General features: G+C 59.9%; 13 protein-coding genes and 1 tRNA gene. 6 read left to right on the forward strand and 8 right to left on the reverse strand.

All coding sequences use genetic code 11. From position 1 onward, the window contains the following. Window positions 1–2: 2 nt before the first annotated feature. Both V8J84_RS11460 and V8J84_RS11465 read right to left on the reverse strand, forming a co-directional pair. Entirely contained in the window at window positions 3–1,211 is a 1,209-nt protein-coding gene (locus V8J84_RS11460; protein WP_339931218.1) for a D-alanyl-D-alanine carboxypeptidase family protein, read from the reverse strand. A gap of 122 nt (window positions 1,212–1,333) precedes the next feature. Continuing rightward, window positions 1,334–2,203, reverse strand: coding sequence for an SPOR domain-containing protein (locus tag V8J84_RS11465; protein WP_339931220.1), 870 nt, complete (start codon window positions 2,201–2,203; stop codon window positions 1,334–1,336). Window positions 2,204–2,476: 273 nt separating this feature from the next. Here V8J84_RS11465 and V8J84_RS11470 point away from each other — a divergent pair. Both V8J84_RS11470 and V8J84_RS11475 read left to right on the forward strand, forming a co-directional pair. After that, a tRNA-Ser gene (locus V8J84_RS11470) sits at window positions 2,477–2,566 on the forward strand. A gap of 363 nt (window positions 2,567–2,929) precedes the next feature. Beyond that, complete coding sequence (locus V8J84_RS11475; RefSeq protein ID WP_339931222.1) at window positions 2,930–8,929, forward strand: tandem-95 repeat protein; 6,000 nt, start codon at window positions 2,930–2,932, stop codon at window positions 8,927–8,929. Here the strand turns inward: V8J84_RS11475 and V8J84_RS11480 are convergent, their stop codons facing one another. After that, entirely contained in the window at window positions 8,930–9,367 is a 438-nt protein-coding gene (locus tag V8J84_RS11480) for a toxin-activating lysine-acyltransferase (RefSeq protein ID WP_339931224.1), read from the reverse strand. It abuts the gene before it with no gap. A gap of 81 nt (window positions 9,368–9,448) precedes the next feature. Between V8J84_RS11480 and V8J84_RS11485 the strand changes: the two genes are divergently transcribed. The 3 genes from V8J84_RS11485 (at window position 9,449) to V8J84_RS11495 (ending at window position 12,181) form a co-directional block, all read left to right on the forward strand. Next, complete coding sequence (locus V8J84_RS11485) at window positions 9,449–10,270, forward strand: hypothetical protein (RefSeq protein WP_339931226.1); 822 nt, start codon at window positions 9,449–9,451, stop codon at window positions 10,268–10,270. A 133-nt stretch (window positions 10,271–10,403) separates the two neighbouring features. Beyond that, window positions 10,404–11,450: a pyridoxal-phosphate dependent enzyme gene (locus V8J84_RS11490; RefSeq protein ID WP_339931228.1), complete on the forward strand. Its 1,047-nt coding sequence runs from the start codon at window positions 10,404–10,406 to the stop codon at window positions 11,448–11,450. Continuing rightward, on the forward strand, window positions 11,450–12,181 hold the full coding sequence (locus V8J84_RS11495; RefSeq protein WP_339931230.1) for a maleate cis-trans isomerase family protein: 732 nt from the start codon (window positions 11,450–11,452) through the stop codon (window positions 12,179–12,181). The genes V8J84_RS11490 and V8J84_RS11495 overlap by 1 nt, the downstream gene beginning before the upstream one ends. Window positions 12,182–12,184: 3 nt before the next feature. Here V8J84_RS11495 and V8J84_RS11500 read toward each other — a convergent pair whose 3' ends face one another. From V8J84_RS11500 to V8J84_RS11510, 3 genes are all read right to left on the reverse strand, one after another. After that, window positions 12,185–15,490: an error-prone DNA polymerase gene (locus V8J84_RS11500; protein WP_339931232.1), complete on the reverse strand. Its 3,306-nt coding sequence runs from the start codon at window positions 15,488–15,490 to the stop codon at window positions 12,185–12,187. A gap of 342 nt (window positions 15,491–15,832) precedes the next feature. Then, window positions 15,833–17,764: a Y-family DNA polymerase gene (locus V8J84_RS11505; protein ID WP_339931234.1), complete on the reverse strand. Its 1,932-nt coding sequence runs from the start codon at window positions 17,762–17,764 to the stop codon at window positions 15,833–15,835. A gap of 108 nt (window positions 17,765–17,872) precedes the next feature. Next, the gene (locus V8J84_RS11510) at window positions 17,873–18,556 is read right to left on the reverse strand and encodes an ImuA family protein (RefSeq protein WP_339931236.1); all 684 of its coding nucleotides are present in this window, start codon (window positions 18,554–18,556) and stop codon (window positions 17,873–17,875) included. Between the two features lie 130 nt (window positions 18,557–18,686). On the opposite strand from V8J84_RS11510, the gene V8J84_RS11515 reads away from it, so the two are divergent. After that, window positions 18,687–20,012 carry a cytochrome-c peroxidase gene (locus V8J84_RS11515; RefSeq protein ID WP_339931238.1) on the forward strand — a complete coding sequence of 442 codons (1,326 nt, stop codon included), beginning with the start codon at window positions 18,687–18,689 and terminating at the stop codon, window positions 20,010–20,012. Here V8J84_RS11515 and V8J84_RS11520 read toward each other — a convergent pair. Continuing rightward, window positions 20,009–21,472: a CRTAC1 family protein gene (locus V8J84_RS11520; protein WP_339931240.1), complete on the reverse strand. Its 1,464-nt coding sequence runs from the start codon at window positions 21,470–21,472 to the stop codon at window positions 20,009–20,011. The two genes, V8J84_RS11515 and V8J84_RS11520, sit on opposite strands and share 4 nt — an antisense overlap. Continuing rightward, a complete protein-coding gene (locus V8J84_RS11525) occupies window positions 21,469–22,725 on the reverse strand; it encodes an ROK family protein (protein WP_339931242.1) in 1,257 nt (418 codons plus the stop codon). The genes V8J84_RS11520 and V8J84_RS11525 overlap by 4 nt, the downstream gene beginning before the upstream one ends. Window positions 22,726–22,895: the final 170 nt, after the last annotated feature.

Consider the following 22,895-nt stretch of genomic DNA (forward strand, 5'->3'; position numbering starts at 1 on the left):
CTTTAGGCCGCGTCTTCGGCTGCGTCTGCCTCGCCATCGGTTTCAACCGCGGGGGCGGGGCCAAAGCGCTGCCACAGCACCTGCGCTGCCATCCGCAATCGCGTTTCAAACCCGCCTTGGGCCACAGCCGCATCCGTGATCAAGGGCATCCGCGCTTCGGGCAGGCCTTCCAGTTTGATCACCAATTCGCCTACTTCCTGTCCGGCTTCGATAGGAGCCTCAAGCGGTCCGTTGTAAATGACCTCCGCATTGATCCCGTTCTGGTCCAGCACCGGCACCAGTAGCGATACATCCTCGGCCACGGTCAGGCCAACGGTTGTCTGTTCGCCCATCCAGACGTCGGCCTCGGCCAAACGGGAGCCTGCGCGCACCACCTCGCGTTCGGCAAACTGGCGGAAGGCCCAGTTCACGATCCGCTCTGCTTCTTCTGCGCGGGCTTGTGTTGATTGCAGGCCCGTAATCACGAAAATGACACGGCGGTCACCCTGCTTGGCTGATCCGACAAGGCCATAGCCAGCCTCTTGGGTATGGCCGGTCTTCAAACCGTCCGCCCCGATCCCCAGACCCAGAAGCGGATTGCGGTTGCGGGTGTTGGCGGGGTGTTCACCGTCATAGTCAAACTCGGCTTCAGCAAAAAGCGGGTAGAATGTCGGATAGTCGGTGATCATCCGGTCGGCCAGGATGCCCAGATCGCGCATCGACATACGGTGACCAACAGCAGGCCAGCCGTTGGAATTTGCGAAGGTGGAATTCATCATCCCCATCTGCTGCGCCCGCGTTGTCATTTGTTGCGCAAAACCGGCCTCTGTGCCGTTACGCGACAAGGCCTCTGCCAGAACACATGATGCGTCATTGCCTGAAAGGACGATCACACCGCGCAACAGATCCTCGACGCGGACGCGATCGGTCGTATCCAGAAACATCGTCGAGCCGGTGTAATTCATGCAGTGCTGCGACACCGGCAGCACGTCATCGGCTGTCAGAATTGCGGGCTGTCCGTTCAGCGGGCTGATCGCCTCAAACGCCATATAGAGCGTCATCAATTTCGACATTGACGCAGGCGGCAGCGGTTCATCCGCATTCTTTTCCAACAGGACCGTTCCGGTGGTCTGGTCCATGACAAAGGCGGCAGTGGCGCGCGTATCAAAGGCTTGCGCCTGTGCTGTGACGGTCGTCACGGCAAGGATGGCGGCGGAAAGGGCGGTGCGCAATGAGGCAGAAATCACGAGGGTGCAGCTCCGTTCAAAGGGCGCGGACACAGCAATGCGGCGTCCGGCGAACCGGTTGGTGTCATCAGGATGCCCGCGGCGGCGTGGCACCGCAAGCTTATCGGTCAGTTGGTTACGAAATATGCATCCGAAAAGCCAAGCGCTTTCACTTTATCAAGGATCGCTGCGCGGTCCCCCGCCGTTGGCGCTGGTCCGACGATGACGCGCCAGAACGGACGCCCCTGACTGTTCTGTGCCAACACGCGGGTCGAAAGCCCATCACCGCGCAGGCGTTCTGCGGTGCGGTTTGCGTTGGCCTCGACACTAAAAATACCGATTTGCACGAATGGTTTTTCGAGACTGCTGGCCACTGGCGTCGGGGTGGCAACAGGTGCTGGCGCAGGCGCGGGGGCGGCGACAGGGGCCAGCACGGCGGTTTCTACCGGATCAACGCTGGCGGTCTCCGCTGCATCAATGGCCGCAGCAGCCCCGGCGATTGGATCAAGACTTGCGGTTTCCACCGCTGGCGGCGTTTCAAAATCGGTGACAGCGGGTGGCGCGACTTCTGGCGCTTCCTCGCGGCGCAGGGCGATCACACTTAGCGTCGAAGGCGAACCCGCCAAAACACCCAATTCTTCAGCTGCGTCTGATGACACCTGAAGGGCAGGGCCGGGGTTGTCGCGTTCGCGCCGGAACAGTGCGCCGATTACCGTGCGGTCATTGGCGGTATTGCGAATGATGACCCGCTCGGGATCGGTGACATCAGGGTGCGCCACCCAAACACCGCCCAGCGATGGGCGACCGTCCCATAGACCGGGTTCAGTGACACTGAAAATTTCGGGCGCTTCAACATCGCGCTCAACAAGAGGACCTGCCGATGTGCCGTCCGCGGCCACTGGTGCATCTTCACCACCGCCAAAGCTGAAACCGCCGTTCTCGTCGCACGCGCTTAGTGTGAATGCTGCGATTGCCAATGCGCTCACGCGCAAAGCCATGTTTGTTGTCAATGGGTTGCCCGCCATACTTCGCCCCTCAGATCGCGCTCCGGTTGGTCCGGCAGCTGCTGTTTCCGTCCGTGTCTTGCGAGAATTGTGATCCCGCAGTTTGATGGTCGCCAAGCGGTCTGAGCTTGGAATGCCATCAGATTTGTCAGCAAACTAACCATAAGGCGATCATTTTGAAAGGGATTTGCGGCCAGTTTCGGCGGATTTCCCCTTTTGGCGAAAGGACTTTCCGAATCAAACCGGACGCCTTAACAGAACCGCGACGGAGGCTTGGCAGAGTGGTCGAATGCACCGGTCTTGAAAACCGACGAGGGTGAAAGTCCTCCCAGGGTTCGAATCCCTGAGCCTCCGCCATCAAACTCATCCCGAGTATCGCGCTTTATGCTGTTTTGACGCGGCTTGGATTTGCTCGCGGGCAGCCGGAATCTGACACGATTTCGAAATGATTTGATCCTGCTCCGTACATGCCTCGGCCGCACTTCGATTGTTTTTTTCGCCTGACTTTGGCCAAAAATCGGACGGCTCCGCAAGCCGATCAAACCCCTACATTTGTGGCGTATTGATACAGTCGGTTCCATATTTAGGTGCTGTCGGGGATCTGCCGCTGACCAAGCTTTGCCGCGTCGAGTGGCAAAAATTATGTGAACCAATCTGACGGAGGCGTGTTTGGGTCGTGAATACCAATCAGATCACCTGCCAGACCGACAGAGGAAAATCATGACTTTTCAAATTATTGACACCCAGACGGGCCAAATCATCAATGACTTCGGCAATGGTTCAATCCTGTCGCGCGACGACCTTGGCAATTTTGCAATCGCCTATGAACCCACCAACGCTAACACCAATCGCGTGGAATTTGTGGTCAACGGCACGCCCGCGCAGACCGACACCGCTGCGCCATTCGTTCTGACCAGCAACGACGCCTCGACCGGCTTCACCAATGGTGATCTTTTGATCGAAGCACGCGAGATCGGAAGCACAGGCCAGACGCTGAACACGTCGACGGTCACTGCAACTGTCGTAGGCTCCGGTGCCGCTGATGGCGGGGCAGGCACAGGCGGTGGCGCAATCGACCTGCCGGAAGTGAAATCCGAGCTGAACGTCGAAGCCGAGGCAGAAGGTGAAGCTGAAACAGAAGTTGAAGCAGAAGTATCCGAAGATGCAGTTGGCGCTGCGATTGCTGCGGCAGCCAGTGCTGCGGCTTACGGCGCAAACGCATTGACCCAAACTGCCGTGACCGGATCGCTTGATCTGGGTCTGGCGGGCGCAACAGACCGCACACAGGCATCCGATCTGGATCGCACCGGCGAGGCGGGCGAGGGCACGCGCGCTGTTGGCGGCGACAACAATGGCGACACCACCGGTTCGGCCACGCCGCCGGTTGCTCAAGTTTCGATCCTGAGCTCTGAAGCTGAGGCAGAGGTCGAAATTGAAGCCGAAGTTGAAGTTGAAGTCGGTGCAGGCGCAGCTGCAGCCGGTGCTGGCGCAGCCGCAGCAACAGCCGCGGTCGGCACGGTGATCTACACGGATGACGATGGTCAGCCACGCGCATCCGCCTCCGAGACAAGCAGCGCGATTGATGTGGCATCCAGCACGTCTTCCAGCCTGAGCAACGTTAGCGGGCAGATTTCTTACAACGACACGCCAGACAGCGACAATTCGGAAGACGACGCGTCGAATACAGAAATTTCGTCCAACAGCCAGCCGATCAACGACCTGACCGACGATGGTGCGTCGGGTCTGCGTCAGGCAGACAGCGAAACAGAGGTCGAAGTTGAGTCCGAGGCCGAAGCCGAAGCCGAGACAGGCACAGGCGTTGCCGCTGCAGGTGTTGCAGGCGGTTCCGGTGTTGCAATTTCCGGTGAATTCGGCGCCGCAGACACCGAGACATCGGTGCGCACATCCACATCCACATCGGCTGTGACCGAGCAGGAAAGCACCCTGTTCAACATCCTGAACTCCGGTTCGCAAACATCACCAACCGTGTCGACCCTGCCGATCAACGGCACCGTCTTTAACGCGTTGAACCCAACACCTAATGGCAACCTTGCGGAAGATGCGCGCAACGAAAGCGTGACCGAGCAGCCACGCAACACAGACTCGCCGGACGGCTATGGCCAGTCGGAAGCTGAAGCCGAGGCCGAGTCCGAAGTGGAAGTTGAAGCCGAAGTTGGCAATAACTCGGCCGCCGTGGCCGCGATTGCCACCGGTGGTGCAGGCGCAACCGGCGTGAACGCAACATCCATCGCGTCCACATCCGCGGTTGCCGCCACATCAACAAGCAACAACAACGGCGATCAGATTGGTCGCAATGATGTTGTTGAAACAGCCACAGAGCGGTCTTCGTCCGACTTTGAGCAGGTTGAGAACCGCGTGTTCGAGCGTATGGACGAAGACGGCAACCTGATCGCGCCACCCGCAGAGACCGAGGCCGAAGCAGAGGCGGAAGCCGAGGTTGACCTGTCCGGCGCACTGCCAACCACCTCTGGCGTTGCCGATGGTGACGGTCTGGGTGACGCCGCCGCGCTGAGCACAATTGCGATGTCCGGTGTTCTGACCACCCGCGAAAATACGTTTAACAGTGGCGTGCAAGCCGTTGAAGAACGCCCAGATATCACTGATGAGGCGACACGCGAGCGTGAAGTTCTCGCCGAGGAAGGCGCAACTGTCGTCGCCAGCGTTGAGGCGATTGAGGTCGAGCGTGAAGCCGAGGCAGAGGCCGAAGTTGAAGTTGAAATCGGCTTTAACGCCGCAGCGGCTGGTGCAGGTGCATCGGCGGTTCAGGGCGGCAACAGCGCCGTGGGCATCACGTCTGAGGCCGCAACAGCGACATCCGTAGCCACCAGCGTCTACGACAACGATGTGAACACGTTCTCTGACGTAGACCTGCCCGGACCAGAGCCTTTGGGCCAGTTTGGCGATCTGGTAACACCCGCCGTCAATCCTGCCGACCTGATCCTTGAGATCGAAACAGAAGCCGAAGCCGAGGCCGAAGTTGGTATCGGTGCCGGTGCTGCTGCGGCGGCCGCAGGCTCTGCCGGTCTGCCAGGTATCGACAGCGACACCAAGACAGGCGCCACAACCAACGCGGCTGCCGCTGCCGCGGCATCGGGTGCCAACATCGAAATCATCATTGAGATGCCAGATGACGGCGAAGAAGGCGAAGTTTACGCCTACGCCCGCGCTTGGGATCCGGCCGGTGGCGGCGTTGCCGTGGCCGTAGCGGTTGCCGGTCTGTCCATCTTTGGTGGTCTGGACAACGAAGCCGAACTGGAAGCCGAGGGTTTGTATGAAGCCATCGTCGAGGTCCGCGTGGATACACGCGAACTGAGCAGCGCCGAAGCCGCATTCCTCTTCGACCTTGCAGAAGCATCCGCGCTTGCCAATGGCGCGACAGACTCTGATGCGGAAGGAGAGGGACCAGACAGCCGCTTTGAATCCGAAACAGAGGTCGAGGCCGAAGCAGAAGCAGAAGCCGGATACGGTGTCGCAGCAGCCGGTGCGGCTGTTGCAGCAGCAGGCGCATATGCGGACGTCGCCGCCACCACTGCTGTTAAAACATCCACATTCGTGGGCATGTTCGGTGAAGCCATCGAAGGCACGCTGAATGACGACGATCTGTCTGGCACCGACGGGATCGACAACATTGTCGGCAACAGCGGCAACGACGATCTATCGGGTGGCAAGTCTGGCGACCGTCTTGATGGCGGCGACGGCAACGACTTCATTCAGGGTAACGAAGGCAACGACAACCTGTCGGGCGGTCGTGGTGATGACTTCCTCAACGGTGGTCAGGGCGACGACTTTGTTGACGGTCAGGGCGGCACAGACACAGCGTTTGTTGGTGATGTTGATGACATCTTCAAGGACAGCTCTGGTCTGACATATGCCGTGTCCAAAGGTGGCGCAGAGCGTGACATCTTCACCAATGTGGAGCGTTTCGAGACAAACGCGACGACCCTGAACGCGATGGATATCCGCCAGTTTGACGGTCTGACCTACATTGCCACCAACATCGACAAGTTTGGCAGCTACAACTTTGCCAAGATGTCCGAGGCGCAAATCAACGATCTGGGCGCGTCTGTTTACGCAACCAAGGGCCTTGAGCGTGGCGATGAAACAAGGGGTTTCTCTGCTGAAAACTACATCAAGGAAAACCCCGATTTGCCGCCATCGGCCAAAAACGATCTGAAGGCAGCAACGCTGAACTACATCCGGTCGGGTGCAGAAGAAGGTCGTGAAGCCGGTGCATCCGGTGATCAGAGCCTTGCACCAACCAATGCAAGCCCGACAGTTGTGACCGAAAGCTATGAGACCGGCGGCGAGTTGCAGGTCAACGCAGCCAACGGTGTTCTGGCCAACGATTTTGACGCCAACGGCGACATGCTGACGGCTGAAATCGCGACCACAACGCAAAACGGCACGCTGACGCTGAACGGCGACGGTAGCTTCAGCTATGTGGCAAACACTGGCTTTGTGGGTGAAGACAAGTTCACATACAATGTGTCCGATGGCACATCATCCAGCCAGCCTGTTGAAGCCACTTTGCTGGTGGACGGGTCGTCCACAGGCACAGGTAGCGGCACGCCAATCACAGGCAGCGGCCAACCTGTTCCGGTTGCCAACGATGACGAGCTGACGTTCCAGGAAGGTGGCACAATCCTGATCGATGTTGCTGACCTTGTCGGCAACGACGAATATTCGGGTGATCGTTCAAGCCTGACAGTCAGCGCCGTGCGCGGTGACACGGGTCCCGGCGTTGCCGGTCTGCAGGATCGGGTGATCGAATATCAACTGCCAACCGACTACTACGGCACGTTTGAGCTGCTTTACACAGTCAGCGTGGGTGAAACCATGTTGCGTGACGAAGGCATCGTGCGGGTGACCGTTGAGAACATCAACGATCTGCCAATGGTGAACCCTGACAGCTTCAAGGTTGCAGCCGATACCACGCTGACAACTCAAGCCGACCGGTCGATCCTGCGCAACGATAGCGACATCGATGGTGACACCCTGACCGCAGTGCTGGATCAGGACGTCAGCAACGGTACGCTGCGCCTTAACGAAGACGGCAGCTTTGAGTACACGCCGGACGCTGGCTATGAAGGTGAAGACTTCTTCACTTACTTTGCCAACGATGGCACAGCGAACAGCGCGTCCTCGACACGTGTGGATATCTCGATCCCAGTCACAGAACCGGGTGCAACAAAGAACCTTGCCCCAATCGCTGTTGACGACAAGTACGACGGTGTTGAAGATCAGGTACTGACCATCAAGAGCGCTGACGTTCTGTCGAACGACCGCGATCAGGACAATGGTCCGAACCCGATCCAGATTGCCGGTGTGTTTGGCGCAGTCGGCGGCAGTGTATCGCTTGAGGATGCAAACATCTTCTTCCGTCCCGATCAGGACTTCAACGGCACAGCCAGCTTTGTCTACGTGCTGTCTGATGAAGGTCTGACCGACAATGGTCTGGTTGAGATCGACTTTGCAGCCGTGAACGATGCGCCTGTTGCCAACGATGAGCCAGAGCCGTTTTTTGATCGCTACACAGCCTACACCGGTTCCACCATGAAAGTGGTCGCTGGCGAAGGTGTCCTGTTCAACGATACCGATGCTGATGGCGAAGTGCTTGACGCGGCGCTGGTGATGAACGCGATGAACGGCGACGTGACGCTGAATGCAGACGGCAGCTTTGACTACACGCCGAATGCTGGCTTTGTCGGTCAGGACGAGTTCACCTATAAGGCCAGCGATGGCATCGCCGAGAGCGCAGAGACACGCGTGATCATCGATGTAACGGCACAGGGTGTTGAAGGTGGCAACGGTGGCAGCGCGCCAACGTTCAACAACTCCAACGGCGGCTCCGGTGGCACAACCACCAACGGCGGCAACCTTGATGGTGATCAGGGCTGGTCCAGCCCGACAGGTGGTGCGACGGCCATGGACGACACTTACAACGGCTCGGAAGGTAACAACCGCGCTAATGGTGGTGACGGCAATGACACGCTGAACGGCAACGGCGGCAACGATCAGTTGACCGGTGCGGCAGGTCAGGATGTCCTGAATGGCGGTGCTGGCATGGATATGCTGGATGGCCGCGAGAAGGGCGCCTTTGAGCAAGATACGCTTGATGGTGGTCAGGGTGGCGACAGCTACATGGTCAACGGCTCGCTTGAGACCGAGACATCGGACATCGTTGTGGAGGCGTCTGGCAACACAGGCAACGACACAGTGACATCCTTTGGCAGCTACTTTGCAGATACCAATGGTGTTGCAGAAACGCTGATTATCTCGGATGACGCGGCACGCAGCGAAAGCGGTCTGTCCACAATTATCGGTGGCGACAACGACAAGACCATCCAGACATCGTCTGGCATGGATCTGGTCGAAACCGGTGCGGGCAATACCGTGATCCAGGGTTCCGCTGGCACAGACTTCTTCGTCTTCCAAAGCAGTGCCGATGGCACCGACAAGGTGACGTTGGAGCTGACACAGGGCGGTGGTGAAGACTTCATCTACGGTCTGGACGCCACAAAGGACCAGATCGACCTGTCAGCCTACGATCTTGCGCTCACACCTGATGAGTTCATTGGCACTATCATGGATGATCCGTTCACCGGTTCTGCCTATGTGAACATCGGTGACAGTGGTGACGCGCTCGTCTTCGAAGGTGTATCCAGCGAGGAACTGACGAGCGACGTCTTTATCTTCTGATCATACGTAAGGGGTCGGCTGCTGCGCCACGATGCAGCGGGCGGCCCCGTTCTGATCAAGCAATCTTGCCATCACCGGCTGCTCTGGAAACAGGGCGGCCGTTGTTGATTTCAGGAATGTGTCAGCAAGGGCAGGCGGGCACACCAGATCGACAATCCACGCCATCGGCCCGTCCTCAAGTGCGTCCTTGCCGCCTTTGCGCGGGTCCAGTGTTCCGTCTGCAAGTGCGTCGTGGGTTTCGCGCGCAACCTTGGCCCAGATCGCAAAGCCGAAATGGCTTTCCTCACCGCCCTGACGCTTGGTGCCCATGACGATCTGCCCTGCTTCTACAAACGGCGACAGATAGGAAGCGGTATCAAAGTCCGGATCTGCGGATGTCCCTAGCGCCTCTTCGTACAGCGCGACCAGTGTCTGCAGGCCGGGAATTTGATTTGTCATGTCGTAACCTTTTTATCATTGGGAACCAATCGTCCCTCATTTCGTTTGATCTAGAACCTACATCATTCTTCGGAGCGCGACATGTCAATTTACACCCAAATCAGCCTTATTGCAGCCGTATCTGCCCTTGCCGCCTGCAGCAGCGGAAGCGGCTCTGATAATTCTGGTTTTACGCCTGATTTTTCGTTCAATGACTCCGCAGCAGCAGCCACAGCGGCCAATGGCGGCAACCTGCGCGCCGCCGAACTTGACACTCAAGGCACGATTGATCCGACCGATGATGTAACCACGTCAGTTGGCGGCTACGTGCTTGCCTCTGACGGCACTCTCGATACAGACGTGTCCAGCGTTTCTGCCGGTGGCACAACCACGCTGAACATCGCCGGATCAACCGTCCTGCTGCCAAATCGCGCCCAAATCTCCGAGACAGGTGGTCTGGAAATTCTGCAAGACTCCATCGAAATCGGCGATGCGTCGACAGTCACGATTTTCGCAACCGGTGACAATCTTGATGCCGATGGCACGCCTGACCGCCAGTGGGCTTACGTGCGTGGCCTGACCACGCCGGTTGAAAATCTGGCCGACAGCGGCACCGTGACATATGACGGAGAAGCCAACTTTGCCGCCGTTGGCAGCACTGACGTCGAGCAGGGCACGTTTTCGATGAACATCAACCTCGGCAACTCCGATGTCGATGGCGAGATTGATCTGTCCAGCTTTGACGGCACAATTGATGCGGTACGTGATGGCAGCGCCTTGGCGGGCGAGATCACCATCAACAACAGCTCTGACACCATGGCGCTTTACGGAAATCTTTACGGCCTGTCCGCCGAAGAGTTTGCGGGTACTGCCAACGGTACGGTCGATGGCACCGAAGGTGTCGTGGTTCTGCACAGCGAATAAAGCCACCGATTTAAGTTAGTTTTGAGCCTGCCCCGATGTCGCGGGGCAGGCTTTTTTGTGGGCATATCCGTTTCTGGCGAGAATGTTTGCGGCGATGGCTTGGAAATAACGGCCATGCCGCTAACATCGGCCCATGGATATTTTTACCAACACCGCTGAAACCCGTGCTGCTGTCTTGGCAGCATTGCATGACGTGCCTGACACCAGCACCGATGCGGCCCGCCCGCAAACGCTGCTTGCGCGCTGTCCGGTTGCCGCTCAAACGCCGCTTGTCGCATCCCCCGCACTTGCCGCGGCGGCGGGAGTTGCGCAGGTTAATATCAAGGACGAACGTGGCCGGATGGGGCTGGGCAGCTTCAAGGCGCTGGGTGCGGCCTATGTGATTGCATCTGATGCCGAAAAGGGTGTCGCGCAGGGTCGAACATACGTGACTGCAAGTGCCGGAAATCACGGGCTTTCTGTGGCTGCCGGTGCGCAGGCTTTCGGTGCCAATGCGGTCGTTTTCCTCGCGGATACAGTGCCTGAGACCTTTGCCGACAGGCTGCGCGCCATCGGCGCGCAGGTGGAACGGCATGGCGCGATCTACGAAGACAGTATGGCCGGTGCCATGCAGGCCGCAGATGACAACGGCTGGACCTTGCTGTCCGATAGCTCGTGGCCCGGCTATTTTGATCGACCCCATCTATTGATGGAGGGATATCTGGCGCTGATGGCTGAAACCGTGAATCAAATTGACCAAGCCCCGACCCATATCTTTTTGCAAGCCGGTGTCGGCGGGCTAGCGGCTGCCAGTGCGGCCTATGCGCGAAAAGCGTGGGGCGATGCGCCGCGTATCATCGTGGTCGAGCCTGACGTGGCCCCGGCCTTGCACGCTTCGATCATCGCGGGATCAGCGCAAGTGACAACCGGCCCAAGCTCTGACATGGGGCGCCTGGATTGCAAGGAACCGTCATTGATCGCGCTGAAAAGCCTGGCGCGGGACGCAACCGATTTCATGCTCATCTCCGAGGCCGAAGGCGCGGGCGGCGCGATTGCAGCACAGGCGGCAGGGCTGACCTCTACGCCATCTGGGGCTGCGGGTCTTGCGGGTTTGCTGGCCGCTCAGGCAGGCAGTGCCAATTTGGACTTGGATGAAACCTCGCGCGTTTTGGTGATCCTGAGCGAAGAAGCAAGCGACTGATGGCATTGCCCTACACGTTGATTGATGCATCTGCGCCCGCAATCGGGCTGATTGTGTTGCAGGCCGACGAGACACTGGAACGGGACATGCGCCAGATGCTGCCCGATGACACCCCTTATCTTGTCTCGCGGATCGCATCTGCTCCGGCTGTCAGCAGTGCAGCGCTGCGCGACATGGAAGGGCGTCTGACCTCCGCTGCAGCCTTGTTTCCAGAGGGTAAGCGCCTCAGCGCGGTGGGCTACGGTTGCACCTCTGCTGTGGCCGAGATCGGGGCAGACCGGGTAGGTGCGCTGATTTCAAAAGGCACGGATACGGCCGCTGTGACCGATCCGGTGACGGCGTTGATTGCTGCCTGCCGCCATCTTGGCCTTACACGCATCGGATTGATCAGCCCCTATGTGGCCAGCGTTTCGGACCGGTTGCGCGACGTACTGGATGCGGCGGGGATCAAAGTGATGGCCTTTGACAGTTTTGATGAACCGCTTGAGGCGCACGTGGCGCGCATTGCCCCGGACGCCATCAGCGATGCGGCCTGCGCAATGGGAAGCCGTCCCGACTGCGATGCTGTGTTCCTGTCCTGCACGAACCTGCGCACCTTTGACGTGATCGCCGCGATTGAAGCCAAGATCGCCAAACCTGTGCTGTCCAGCAATCAGGTCTTGGGGTGGCATTTGTGCCAGCTTGCGGGCGTGCCGATTCATCAGGAGACGCTGGGCAGATTATGCCGCTGACGTTTAATGAAAATTACGGCTTTTGGGCAGGATGCGCACGTTACGCGGGTGCGTTCGGCTGGGCGCTGGAATAGGTTTTTTCACCTCGTCCGCGCGCGCCATTTGCTGTTCCATCCCGCCCGGTGCCAGCCGTAGCAGGGCATCCGTCCGGTCAATCAGATGGGTGCAGACCACGTGAATAATCTCGGCGTCGCGCTGCACGTATCCTTCGATGGACAGCAGGCGTGATTGCATGACGACCTTGCGATAGGCCTCCATCATCTTGGGCCAGACGACCAGATTGGCCACGCCGACCTCGTCCTCGATGGTGATGAAACAGACGCCCTTTGCCGTGCCGGGTTTTTGGCGGATCAAGACAAGACCTGCCATTTTCACGCGCTGATGCGGGCGGCTGTTCAGCAGCTCTTTGGTATCCATAAAGCCCTGTTTGCGCATAGATGTGCGCAGGAATGACATCGGGTGCGCTTTCAATGACAACCGCGTCGTCTGGTAATCGGCCACGACCTGTTCGCACACAGGCATGACGGGCAGGGGCACCGTGATCTCGCGCCCTTCGTCGCGGGTGTCCTGAAACAACGGCAGATCAGGCGCATCACGCAGGCCCTTTGCCTCCCATAAGGCCTGCCTGCGGTCGATGAACATGGATCGCATGGCATCCGCCTCGGCCAGACGGCGCACGATGGCGGCTGTCAGGCCCGCGCGCTTTTGCAGATCGGGAATGTCGTCGTAGGGATGATCGCGTGCGGCCATAATCCGCGCCGCCGCATCCTCGCGCAGCCCGCCGATCTGCCGCAAACCCAGCCGTAGCGCCCAGCCGCCTGTGCTGATCGGCTCCAGCGTTGTGTCCCAGTCCGAGAAATTCACATCTGCCGCGCGCACCTCAACCCCGTGGTCGCGCGCATCACGGACAAGCTGGGCCGGCGCATAAAATCCCATGGGCTGCGAATTCAGCAAGGCGGCACAAAAGACAGCCGGAAAATGACACTTCAGCCAGCTGGACACATAGACCAGTTGCGCAAAGCTGGCGGCATGGCTTTCGGGAAAGCCGTATTCGCCGAAACCTTTGATCTGGTTGAAGCAATTTTGCGCAAACGTCTCGTCATAACCGCGCCGCACCATGCGCCCCACCATCTTGTCATATAGCTGGTCAATCGTGCCGCGCGACCGGAACGTGGCCATGGCCTTGCGCAATTCATTTGCCTCTTTCGACGAAAACTCGGCGGCATCAATCGCGATCTTCATCGCCTGTTCCTGAAAGATCGGCACGCCCAACGTGCGGCCCAGAATTTTCTTAAGCTCCTGCGGATCATGCGGTGCGGCAGGCGCTGGGTAGGCGATCGCCTCTTCACCCGACCGCCGCCGCAGATAGGGGTGCACCATATCGCCTTGAATAGGGCCGGGGCGCACAATCGCCACCTCGATCACCAGATCATAAAACGTGCGCGGACGCAGACGCGGCAGCATGTTGATCTGCGCGCGGCTCTCCACCTGAAACACGCCGATACTGTCGCCCTTGCACAGCATATTATAAACGCGCGGGTCCTCTTGCGGGACCGTGGCCAGTGTCCAGTCCTGCCCATAATGCGCACCAATCAGGTCAAAGCATTTGCGGATACACGTCAGCATCCCCAGCGCCAGAATATCGACCTTCAGGATCCCCAGCGCGTCGATGTCATCCTTGTCCCATTCGATAAACGTGCGGTCCGGCATCGCCCCGTTGCCAATGGGCACAGTGGATGTCAGCGCCTCTTGCGTGAGGATAAACCCGCCGACGTGCTGCCCCAAATGGCGCGGCATCCCGATCATCTGCTGGGCGATGATAATGGTGCGGCGCAGGACCGGATCGCTGAGGTCCAGTCCCGCCTCGGACACATGAGCGCCATCCACATCCTTCCCCCACGACCCCCAGATCGTTTTGGCCAGCGCGCCTGTCACATCCTCTGACAGGCCCATGACCTTGCCCACTTCGCGGATAGCAGAGCGGGGACGATAGTGGATCACCGTGGCACACAGCCCCGCGCGATGCCGCCCGTATTTGGCATAGATATGCTGGATCACTTCCTCGCGGCGGGCATGTTCAAAATCCACGTCGATATCAGGCGGCTCATCCCTGTCTTCGGAAATGAAACGTTCAAACAGCAGGTCATGCTGGGCGGGATCCACAGCCGTGATCCCCAACACATAGCAGACGGCGGAATTGGCCGCAGACCCGCGTCCCTGACACAGGATGGGCGGCTGCGCCTCCTCGCGGGCAAAGCGGATAATGTCGTGAATGGTCAGAAAATACTGGGCGATATCCTTTTGCTGGATCATCGCCAGTTCCTTGCGGATCGTGGCTTGCGTCTCCTCGGGCACACCGTCCGGATACCGCCATGCGGCCCCCTCCCATGTGATCTGTGTGAGGTAGTCTTGTGCTGTCTGCCCTTCGGGGATGACTTCGGAGGGGTATTCATAGCGGAGGTCTTCGAGGCTAAAATCAATCTGTGCGGCCAGATCGACACTGGCGCGGATCGCATGCGGCCATTCACTGAACAGGGTCATCATCTGCTGTGGCGATTTCAGATGTCGTTCGGCATTGGCCAGTAGCTTGTAACCTGCCTTGGCGATGGTGGTCTTTTCGCGGATGCAGGTCATCACGTCCTGCAGGGGCCGCCGGTCAGGTGCGTGATACAGCACGTCATTTGTGGCCAGCAACGTCAGCCTGTGTTCATCCGCAAGCGCATCCAGCCGGTTGATCCGCGCGCGGTCATCGCCGCGATAATGATAGCTGGCCGCCAGATGTGTGAGCGCGGGCAGAGCGCGTTTGAGCTTTGGCAGGCTGCGTGCAAAGCGTGATAGCGCGCGCGGCGGCACGGCGATCAGGATCGTCCCGTCAGTATGATCGGCCACATCTGCAAGCGTCAGATCGCAGACACCCTTGGCCTGCCAGTTGCCATCCACATCTGCCATGCGCCCCTTGGAAATCAGCTGACACAACTGGCCATACGCTGCGCGGGTTTTGGGGTAGGCCAGAAACACCTCGCCGGTAACAAGCGCCAGACGTGTACCGATATAGGGGCGCATGCCTGTGGTGCGGGCCTCAGTATGCAGACGCACGGCACCGGCAAAGCTGTTCAGATCAGCGCAGCCGATGGCGTGATAGCCCAGTGACCAGGCCGTTGTGGCCAGATCAACAGCATCCGAGGCGCCGCTTAGGAACGAAAAACACGTGGCCAACCCAAGCTCGATAAACTCCGCAGGGGCATTGGGTGTGAATTCCCCATCCTCAGGCAGAGTTTTGCGGGGATGCGCATGATCATTCTCCGGCATGATCCGCCCCTCACCAAACGGAGCGGCTGCGCCGCACAGATTTTATTTGGTTTTGGGGGCGCTGCCCCCGTCCTACGGACTCCCCCGAAGTATTTTTGTCCAAAAGAAGCAAGACTTCATTAACCGTGTGGCGCGATAAGAGGATTACGGTACAGGTGGAAGCGCCGATGACCGTTCCGGAAGAAGGCGTTCCGCCGCTGTGAAAAGTGGCGGAACGCTTATTGTTTTTGTGCTTCTTTTGGATGCAAATACTTTGGGGGAACCGCCTCTGGCGGTGGGGGCAACGCCCCCTAAAACCAACTAAAGTCTTGCGGCGTAGCCGCTCCGTTGGGTCAAAACGGGTCATGCGAAAACACCATGCACAAACCAGCGCGGTGTGTCGCCGCGCGTGTCGCCCAATACGCCGTGGCGGTAAATCCAGTAGCGGCGCACATAGTGATCCTCCACCCGGTAATAATCGCGCAGGCGCGTGCGGGGCATGTCCTGCCACCATTCAGGCGCGATGCGTTCAGGGCCTTCAAAACGGATCACCTTATGGGTTACCCGCCGCCAGACAAATTGTGCGGGCGGGCCTTCGGGCACGGCATAAAGCACACGGACTTCCTCGGGGTGGTCAAACAGGCGCACGGGTCGGGCGAGACGGATGATATCGGGTGTCTTTATGTGTTGCAGGGCCGGCTCCCAGCGGGTGGCGCGTTCAGGCACATGGCTGGGATGTGGCACAGCACGGCGCACGGCATGGGTGCCCAGCCGCGCGGTCAACCTGTCGGTCAGTTGTGCCAGCGCACTGTCATCATCGGCGGGGCCATCCAGCCGGGTTTGCACGGTTGTCAGCGCCTCGACCACTGTGGCACCCAGTGTGATCAGGTCAAAGCCGAAGCCGGGGTTGATCGCGTCAAGTTTGTCGTCGAACAGTTTGCAGATGTGACCGGCATCGCGTGAAGGGCGTGCTGTGGCGACTTCGACGTGGCTGACCTCTCCGTCGGTGCGAAAGACGGTGACACGGATGCGGCGCGCGCCAAAGCCCTGCGCATCCAGCCCTGCGCAAAGTTCTGTGCAAAGGGCAGGTAGGTGGGCTGTCGGGTCCTGCACAGGTTCAGCCAGATTGGCCTGCACGGCAAAGCGCGGCGGGTCATACTGCGCGCTGAGCGGTTCGGCCAGTGTGCCTGTCATCTGGTCTAGACGCAGCAGCGGGTTTTGCGGCAATGCGGCGCGCGAAAACCGGCGGGCCAGCGAAATGCGTGGCACGGCGATCAGGTCGCCCACGGTTTTGAGGCCAAGACGGTCCAGCAGCAGGCACGTGTCTGCATCCAGTCGCAGGGCGCGTACGGGCAGGGGGGCGATGCGCATGTTCAGGGCCTCAGCGGTGCAGATGTCGCGTACCTGACCCAGACGGGCCAGCGCCCAGGCCGCACCATGTGTCGGCGCCACGGCTAGGTTGGCCGAGAACCCCAGCGCAGAGAGCTTTTCCTCGATATCGCGCAGCATTGCGGCTTCACCGCCCCACAGGTGATCTGATCCTGTGGTGTCTAGGATCAGACCCGTGGGGCCATCTACGGCCGTCCACGGACACCAGCGGCGCATCCACAGCATCAGTTTTTGCAGAGCGACCTGATCGCCAGCGATATCGGCATAGACAATTTTCAGGTCAGGGCAGAGCGCGCGCATATCTACCACGCGCGCGCCGGTGTGCACGCCTTCGCCGGATGCCGCGCGTGTGCAGGCGTGGATCACTGGGCCATGTGGGCCTTCGACGGCAAGCGCTACGGGCACATCATCGGGCGGCGCATCGGCCTGTGTGGCGGCCCAGCGTAGCCAGCGTTCCATCGCAAAATCAGGCAGGTGGATACTGGTCATGCGGCGGGTCAGCGGGTCTTTTTCGCGGGGCGTGTGGTCTCTGCCGGACGGGGTGACTGCGCCTGCGGCGACACCCACCCGCCCGGCCACGGGGGCAGAGCGCCCGTTCTCCGGCCCCGCCCGCCAGCGGGGTTTCGGGGTGCCGACGGGAGTGTAAGGGTCTTCAAGCGGGGCAGGGTCCGGCGCAGGTGGTTTTGCGACTTCGGCTTCCAGTGCGCCGCGCAAGGCCGCGATGGCCCGTGCGAGTTTATCGGACGGATCCGGGCGGGAGTGTTGCGGACTGGATGCGATTGCATCTGGCCCGCTATCGGGTGATCTGTCCTGTCGGGGGGCGGTGGCAGCCGCGGCGCGCCTTGGCGCGGTGGTCCCTGATGCAGCGGGAAAAGGCAGGACGTGCAGCTTGTCCTGATGGGTCATGGGCGCGGTGGCGGATCGTGGTCAGCCATGATGCAGGTTACGCGGATTGCGCCTGCGGGATGCCTCCGGCGGGAGATATTTTTGGCAAAATGATGCGAGGGGGCCGCGTCAGCCTGTGGCCTGTTGGGGGTACTGGGCGTGATGTGGCGTGGCATGGTCAAGCCCGTGTGCCAGATGCAGACCGGTGGTGTCATGGCTGGCCACCCATTGGCCGGGAGCCCGCCAGCGGGCGCGAAACAGCTCTGCCTGCCACAGTGGTGCACCGGGTGCGCGGCTGTCGTAGGGTTTGGCCTGGCTGGGCAGGGAGGCCACGCGCCAGCGCATCCGTGCCGCACTCAGGTTGGCTGTGGCCCCACGGCGCATCAGCCATGCCGGCACGTTTTGTGCCTCGGCCCGCATGGCCAGACGTTTTGTGGCCGTGAAATCCAGCGCGGGCGGATCGCCCCACACTTCGCCGATGATCGCACACAGGGCAGAACAGCGCAGGCCTTCCTCCATCGCCCAGAGCACATCGACGGGTTTGCTGACGTCCACGTGGATCACATCGCATTTGACTGGCAGGCCCGGCAAATAGGGGCGTCCGGCCTCGCGGCGTGACAGTCTGTCCTGTATCCACAGCAGGGGTTTGTCGCTTTGCGCCAGATGTGCCAGCGTAAAGCCCGTGATGGCCCCGTCCACGGCGTTGTCCGAAAACACCTCTGACAATGTGGCCTGCATGGAGTCCTGCACCACATCTGATGCAGGTGCCGTGCGTGACAGGTTGGATTTGAGAGCAACAGGGGGGCACTGCACGGGGTCTCCTTTCAGTTTGTTCCTATTTTGTTCTAGTACGATTCCCTGCTTTGGTCAAACACCAGATCACTGGTTGATACGGCTTCGGTGATCGCCCATGATGGGTCAAACGACACGGGAAGGCCGTATCATGCGCTGTATTATCACCGCAATTATCATGGGATGTCAGGGGGGTGGCCTAATGGCCGCGCCTTTGCCCGATCCGGTCAGTGACGACAGCTATCGCCCGATCAATTTGGACGAGGCGCAGTTGGGGCAGCTTTTGTTTTATGACCCGATCCTGTCGGGGAACAAAAATATCGCGTGTGGCACGTGCCACCACCCAGACCTTGGTACAGCGGACGGCGTGGCGCTGTCGTTTGGTGAGGGTGGCATCGGGCTTGGCCCCGCGCGCTTGGCTGATCCTGACAATATGCCCGAAGAGCGTATTCCGCGTAACGCGCCAGCGCTCTTCAACCTTGGTGCCAATGAATTTACGGTTCTATTCCATGATGGCCGGATCGAGGTTGATGCCGATCGCCCGGGTGGTCTGCGCACGCCGATGGATGCCGATATGGTTGCGGGCTTTGCGTCGCTTTTGTCTGCGCAGACGATGTTTCCGGTCCTCAGCCGAGATGAGATGGCAGGCGGTCATTCCGAAAACGAGGTTGGCCGTGCTGTGCGGCAAGGGCTGATTGCGGGCGAGGGTGGTGCGTGGGATCTGATCGCAAAGCGCGTTGTCAGTTATCCGGTCTATGCCGATCAGTTTGTGGCGGTCTATCCGCATATCTCAAGCGCCGATGACGTGACTTTTGCTGATATTTCAAATGCGATTGCCGTGTTTATGGAGCATGAGTGGCGGTCAGACACATCGCCGTTTGATGGGGTGCTGCGCGGGGAAAGGGACCTGCCCGGACTGGCGGCAACCGGTATGGACCTGTTTTACGGCGATGCAGGCTGTGCAGGCTGTCATAGCGGACCGTTCCAGACCGATCATCAGTTTCACGCGATGGGCGCGCCGCAATTGGGGCCGGGGAAATCGGCCACGTTTGAGGATCACGCAAGGGATGAGGGCCGCTTTCGCGTGACTGGCGATCCGGCTGATCTTTACGCTTTTCGCACGCCGTCACTGCGCAATGTGACGCTGACTGCGCCTTATGGTCATGCGGGTGCGCATGCTGATCTGGCGGCGTTTATTGCCGACCATGCCGATCCGGTGGTGGGGCTGGCGCGGTTTGATGCGGCAACGGTGAGCTTACCCGATTACGAAGGCGACGACTTTGTTGTGATGAACGATCCGGTGCAGGTCGCGGCGATCAGTGACGCTGTCAGTGCCGACCCAGTGGATTTGAGCGCCGATGACGTCGCCGCCTTGGTGGCCTTCATGGAGGCGCTGACCGATCCGGCGGCCTTTGTCGGGCGTTTGGGCATACCGCGCGCGGTGCCAAGCGGGTTGCCCGTGCCACAAGTGGATTAGCGCGAAATGATGATGGTCTGGTTCGCGTCGCCGCGCTCTTGGGTCTGCGTGCCGTCGGGCCAAGTGATCGTAATGTCAGCCTTGTCCGCGTCGCCCAGACCAAAGTGCAGGGGCAGGGCTTGCCCGCCAGCGTGACCGCCGCCGACGGTGATCTGGCGAGACTGATCGCCCACTTGGATGACCGCGCCAATGGCGTTCCGATTTGGTCCGTCTTGTTCCAGCGTCACGCGCAGCCAGTTGCCGGTGTCAGGCGTCACATTGCGGTAAAGCTCTAACGGGGCGCGGCGGTTCACGACGACCAGATCAAGTCGTCCGTCCAGATCAAAATCCGCCAATGCCGCGCCGCGCGACCGGTCGAGGGTCGCGATACCAGCCACCTCGGCCATCTCGACGAACGTGCCGTCAGCTTCTTGTATCAGCAGGTTGTTGGGGTCGCGCGTGGCCATGCCGGGCATCTGGTCCACGTTACCCTTGGCGATGAACAAATCGGGGCGCCCGTCATTATCGATGTCCGCAAATTCCGCGTGCCAGCCCGTTGAGGGCCGCCCGTCGCCGCCTGTATGCGGGCGCTGGGCGTAGGTGCCGATGCTGTAGGGCGCGCCCGCATAGGTGCCATCAGGCTGTGCCAGTTGCAAAAGCTGGTCGCCCATCGACGTCAGCATCACCTCATCGCGGCCATCGCCTGTCAGGTCGGCGCTGGCGATACCCATGCCCCAGAGCGAGACGTTGTCCCAGCCGTCGTCTGGCCCCAGAAACCGCTGCTCTGCGATATCCCACATCTGCTCGTACCCGCCTTTGACGTAGTAGTGGCGGTCGTTGGAAACGCGCAGCGTCGGGCGGCCACGTGCATCGCGTGCGGCCAGCATCGACAGCGGGCAAAAACCAGGGGCGAGGGTATCAGCGACATATCCGTCAGCGACAGGGCGCAATATGGTATTGGTATCACAAGCCTCGAACGGGCCATCGGGATTGGTGCGATCTACGTAATTGCCAAGCGCCATCGTCGGGCGGAGATCGTCCTCCTCCCACCACGCGGTGAAGGCGGTCGTCCATTGATCCGTCTGCGGGATACCCCAGTCGGCGGTCGCGTCGGAAAAGCTGCAATCAGGCCCGCCGCGCAGGGCGATGTTCGGTCCGGCGCGCATCACGAACAGGTCTATGACCCCGTCATTGTCGATATCGAGCGGATAAGCACCTGTGACGCCCGTCATGTCGGGCAGTGGCATATTCGAAAATGTGAAGTCACCTGCATTGCGCATCAGGCGGGCAGGGGTGCTGCCACCGGCGGCAAAGATGTCGGGCAACAGATCGCCGTTGCAATCAAACACAGCCACACCACCGCCCACGAAGTGTTCCCACCCGCCAGTATAGCTGTGATCTGGCAATGCGTCGGAGCGGTTTTCAAAGGCCGGATCGGCCTGCGCGGTTCCTGCGGTCAACAAAAAGACCAAAGCCCTCATCGGGCGTCACCCAGAACGGTGTCGGTCAGCGCAGACAGAGCAAGAGCCGTCGCGCCACGCGCCCAGACAAGATTGTCCCAGCCGTGAATTTCCACGCGGCAGGGCGCACGGCCTTCGGACAGTGTCAGTGACTGCATCTCGGCCAGCATGTCCTCGGCATAAAGGTAGTCATAGCGCATCCGCTCGCCCGACAGGATAATCAGGTCAGGGTCAAAAAGCTGCACGACATTGGACAGACCCACAGATAAATACCGCGCCGCCCGCTTAAAGATGGTGCGGGCTGGCAGGTTGCCGGATTTGGCCTGCGCATAGAGCGTTTCCAGCATCGATTGCGGCGCGATATCGGCGTTCGCAAGGTGGTTCAGCGCGGTCGCAGCCTCGCGGGCGAGCGCATAGTCGGCCAGATAAGCCTCAAGGCAACCGCGTTGGCCGCAGCGGCACAGCGCGCCATCAAGATGTACCTTGGTGTGGCCCAGTTCCAGACCCATCCCGCGCGATCCACGATAGAGCCTGTTGTTCAAAACCAGTCCCATGCCGACGCCGTTTTCAATGGTGACAACCGCAAAATCTTTCATCGTGCGGCCCGTGCCAAACCAAAGTTCTGCCAGCGTCAGAACATTGGCGTCATTGTCGATATGTGCGGGAATCCCAAAGCGGTCCTGAAACGCCGCCGCCAGGTCAACGTCGCGCTCCAGCAGCATGGGCGACCAAGCGACCACGCCGGTTTGATAGTCGGCAATGCCGGACACCCCAATGCCCACGGCGCTGATCTGGTGCGCTTCCATCTTGGCATTGGCAAGAACGGCATCCAGCAAAAGGGCGATCTCATCCATCAGTTCGGCTGTTGTCTTGCGGTTGACGGATGAGCCGAGCGTTGCCTCGGCCACGGCGTGGCCCGCAAAATCTGCCAGCATAATCGAATGTTTGCCGTCAGACAGCTTGATACCGATGACATAGCGCGCCTCAGGGACAACTTCGAGCGCGACAGGCGGGCGGCCACGACCACTTTCGCGCGGCGCATCCTCAACTTCTTGCAGCAGACCGGCGGCAATCAGATCGGCGGTAATGGTGGTGGCAGACCCTGCGCTGATCGCCAAAGCGCGCGTCACATCAGCCCGTGCTGCGCGACCCGCCGCTCGTACGTGTTCAAAGACTTGTTGGCGCAATGGACGTGTGTCAGTCTCAAGCGCGGGCAACATCGGGCCACAGCCATCCTGCGCAGTCACTTGCTTGGTTTCGGTCACATCGTACATCGCTACTTACCTATTTTCTGCACCTGCAAAACTAAAGCGGTGCTAATCATTGTATTTTGCACCGATATTCACAACCAGACTAGCAAAAACTGCGACCTTTTCGGCTGAATACGCATTTTTTATTTTGACAAGTGAAAATAATCGCGCCACGTTAAGCTATCGGGTCACGT

This window comes from Yoonia sp. 208BN28-4 (assembly GCF_037543925.1).
Classification (GTDB): Bacteria; Pseudomonadota; Alphaproteobacteria; order Rhodobacterales; family Rhodobacteraceae; genus Yoonia.

What these genes read in the sequence shown, in the direction of transcription:
- V8J84_RS11525 (WP_339931242.1), bottom strand. Translation starts at nt 22,725, where the DNA reads ATGTACGATGTGACCGAAACCAAGCAAGTGACTGCGCAGGATGGCTGT.
- V8J84_RS11480 (WP_339931224.1), bottom strand. Translation starts at nt 9,367, where the DNA reads ATGACAAATCAAATTCCCGGCCTGCAGACACTGGTCGCGCTGTACGAA.
- V8J84_RS11500 (WP_339931232.1), bottom strand. Translation starts at nt 15,490, where the DNA reads ATGCCGGAGAATGATCATGCGCATCCCCGCAAAACTCTGCCTGAGGAT.
- V8J84_RS11465 (WP_339931220.1), bottom strand. Translation starts at nt 2,203, where the DNA reads ATGGCTTTGCGCGTGAGCGCATTGGCAATCGCAGCATTCACACTAAGC.
- V8J84_RS11490 (WP_339931228.1), top strand. Translation starts at nt 10,404, where the DNA reads ATGGATATTTTTACCAACACCGCTGAAACCCGTGCTGCTGTCTTGGCA.
- V8J84_RS11475 (WP_339931222.1), top strand. Translation starts at nt 2,930, where the DNA reads ATGACTTTTCAAATTATTGACACCCAGACGGGCCAAATCATCAATGAC.
- V8J84_RS11505 (WP_339931234.1), bottom strand. Translation starts at nt 17,764, where the DNA reads ATGACCCATCAGGACAAGCTGCACGTCCTGCCTTTTCCCGCTGCATCA.
- V8J84_RS11520 (WP_339931240.1), bottom strand. Translation starts at nt 21,472, where the DNA reads ATGAGGGCTTTGGTCTTTTTGTTGACCGCAGGAACCGCGCAGGCCGAT.
- V8J84_RS11515 (WP_339931238.1), top strand. Translation starts at nt 18,687, where the DNA reads ATGCGCTGTATTATCACCGCAATTATCATGGGATGTCAGGGGGGTGGC.
- V8J84_RS11485 (WP_339931226.1), top strand. Translation starts at nt 9,449, where the DNA reads ATGTCAATTTACACCCAAATCAGCCTTATTGCAGCCGTATCTGCCCTT.
- V8J84_RS11495 (WP_339931230.1), top strand. Translation starts at nt 11,450, where the DNA reads ATGGCATTGCCCTACACGTTGATTGATGCATCTGCGCCCGCAATCGGG.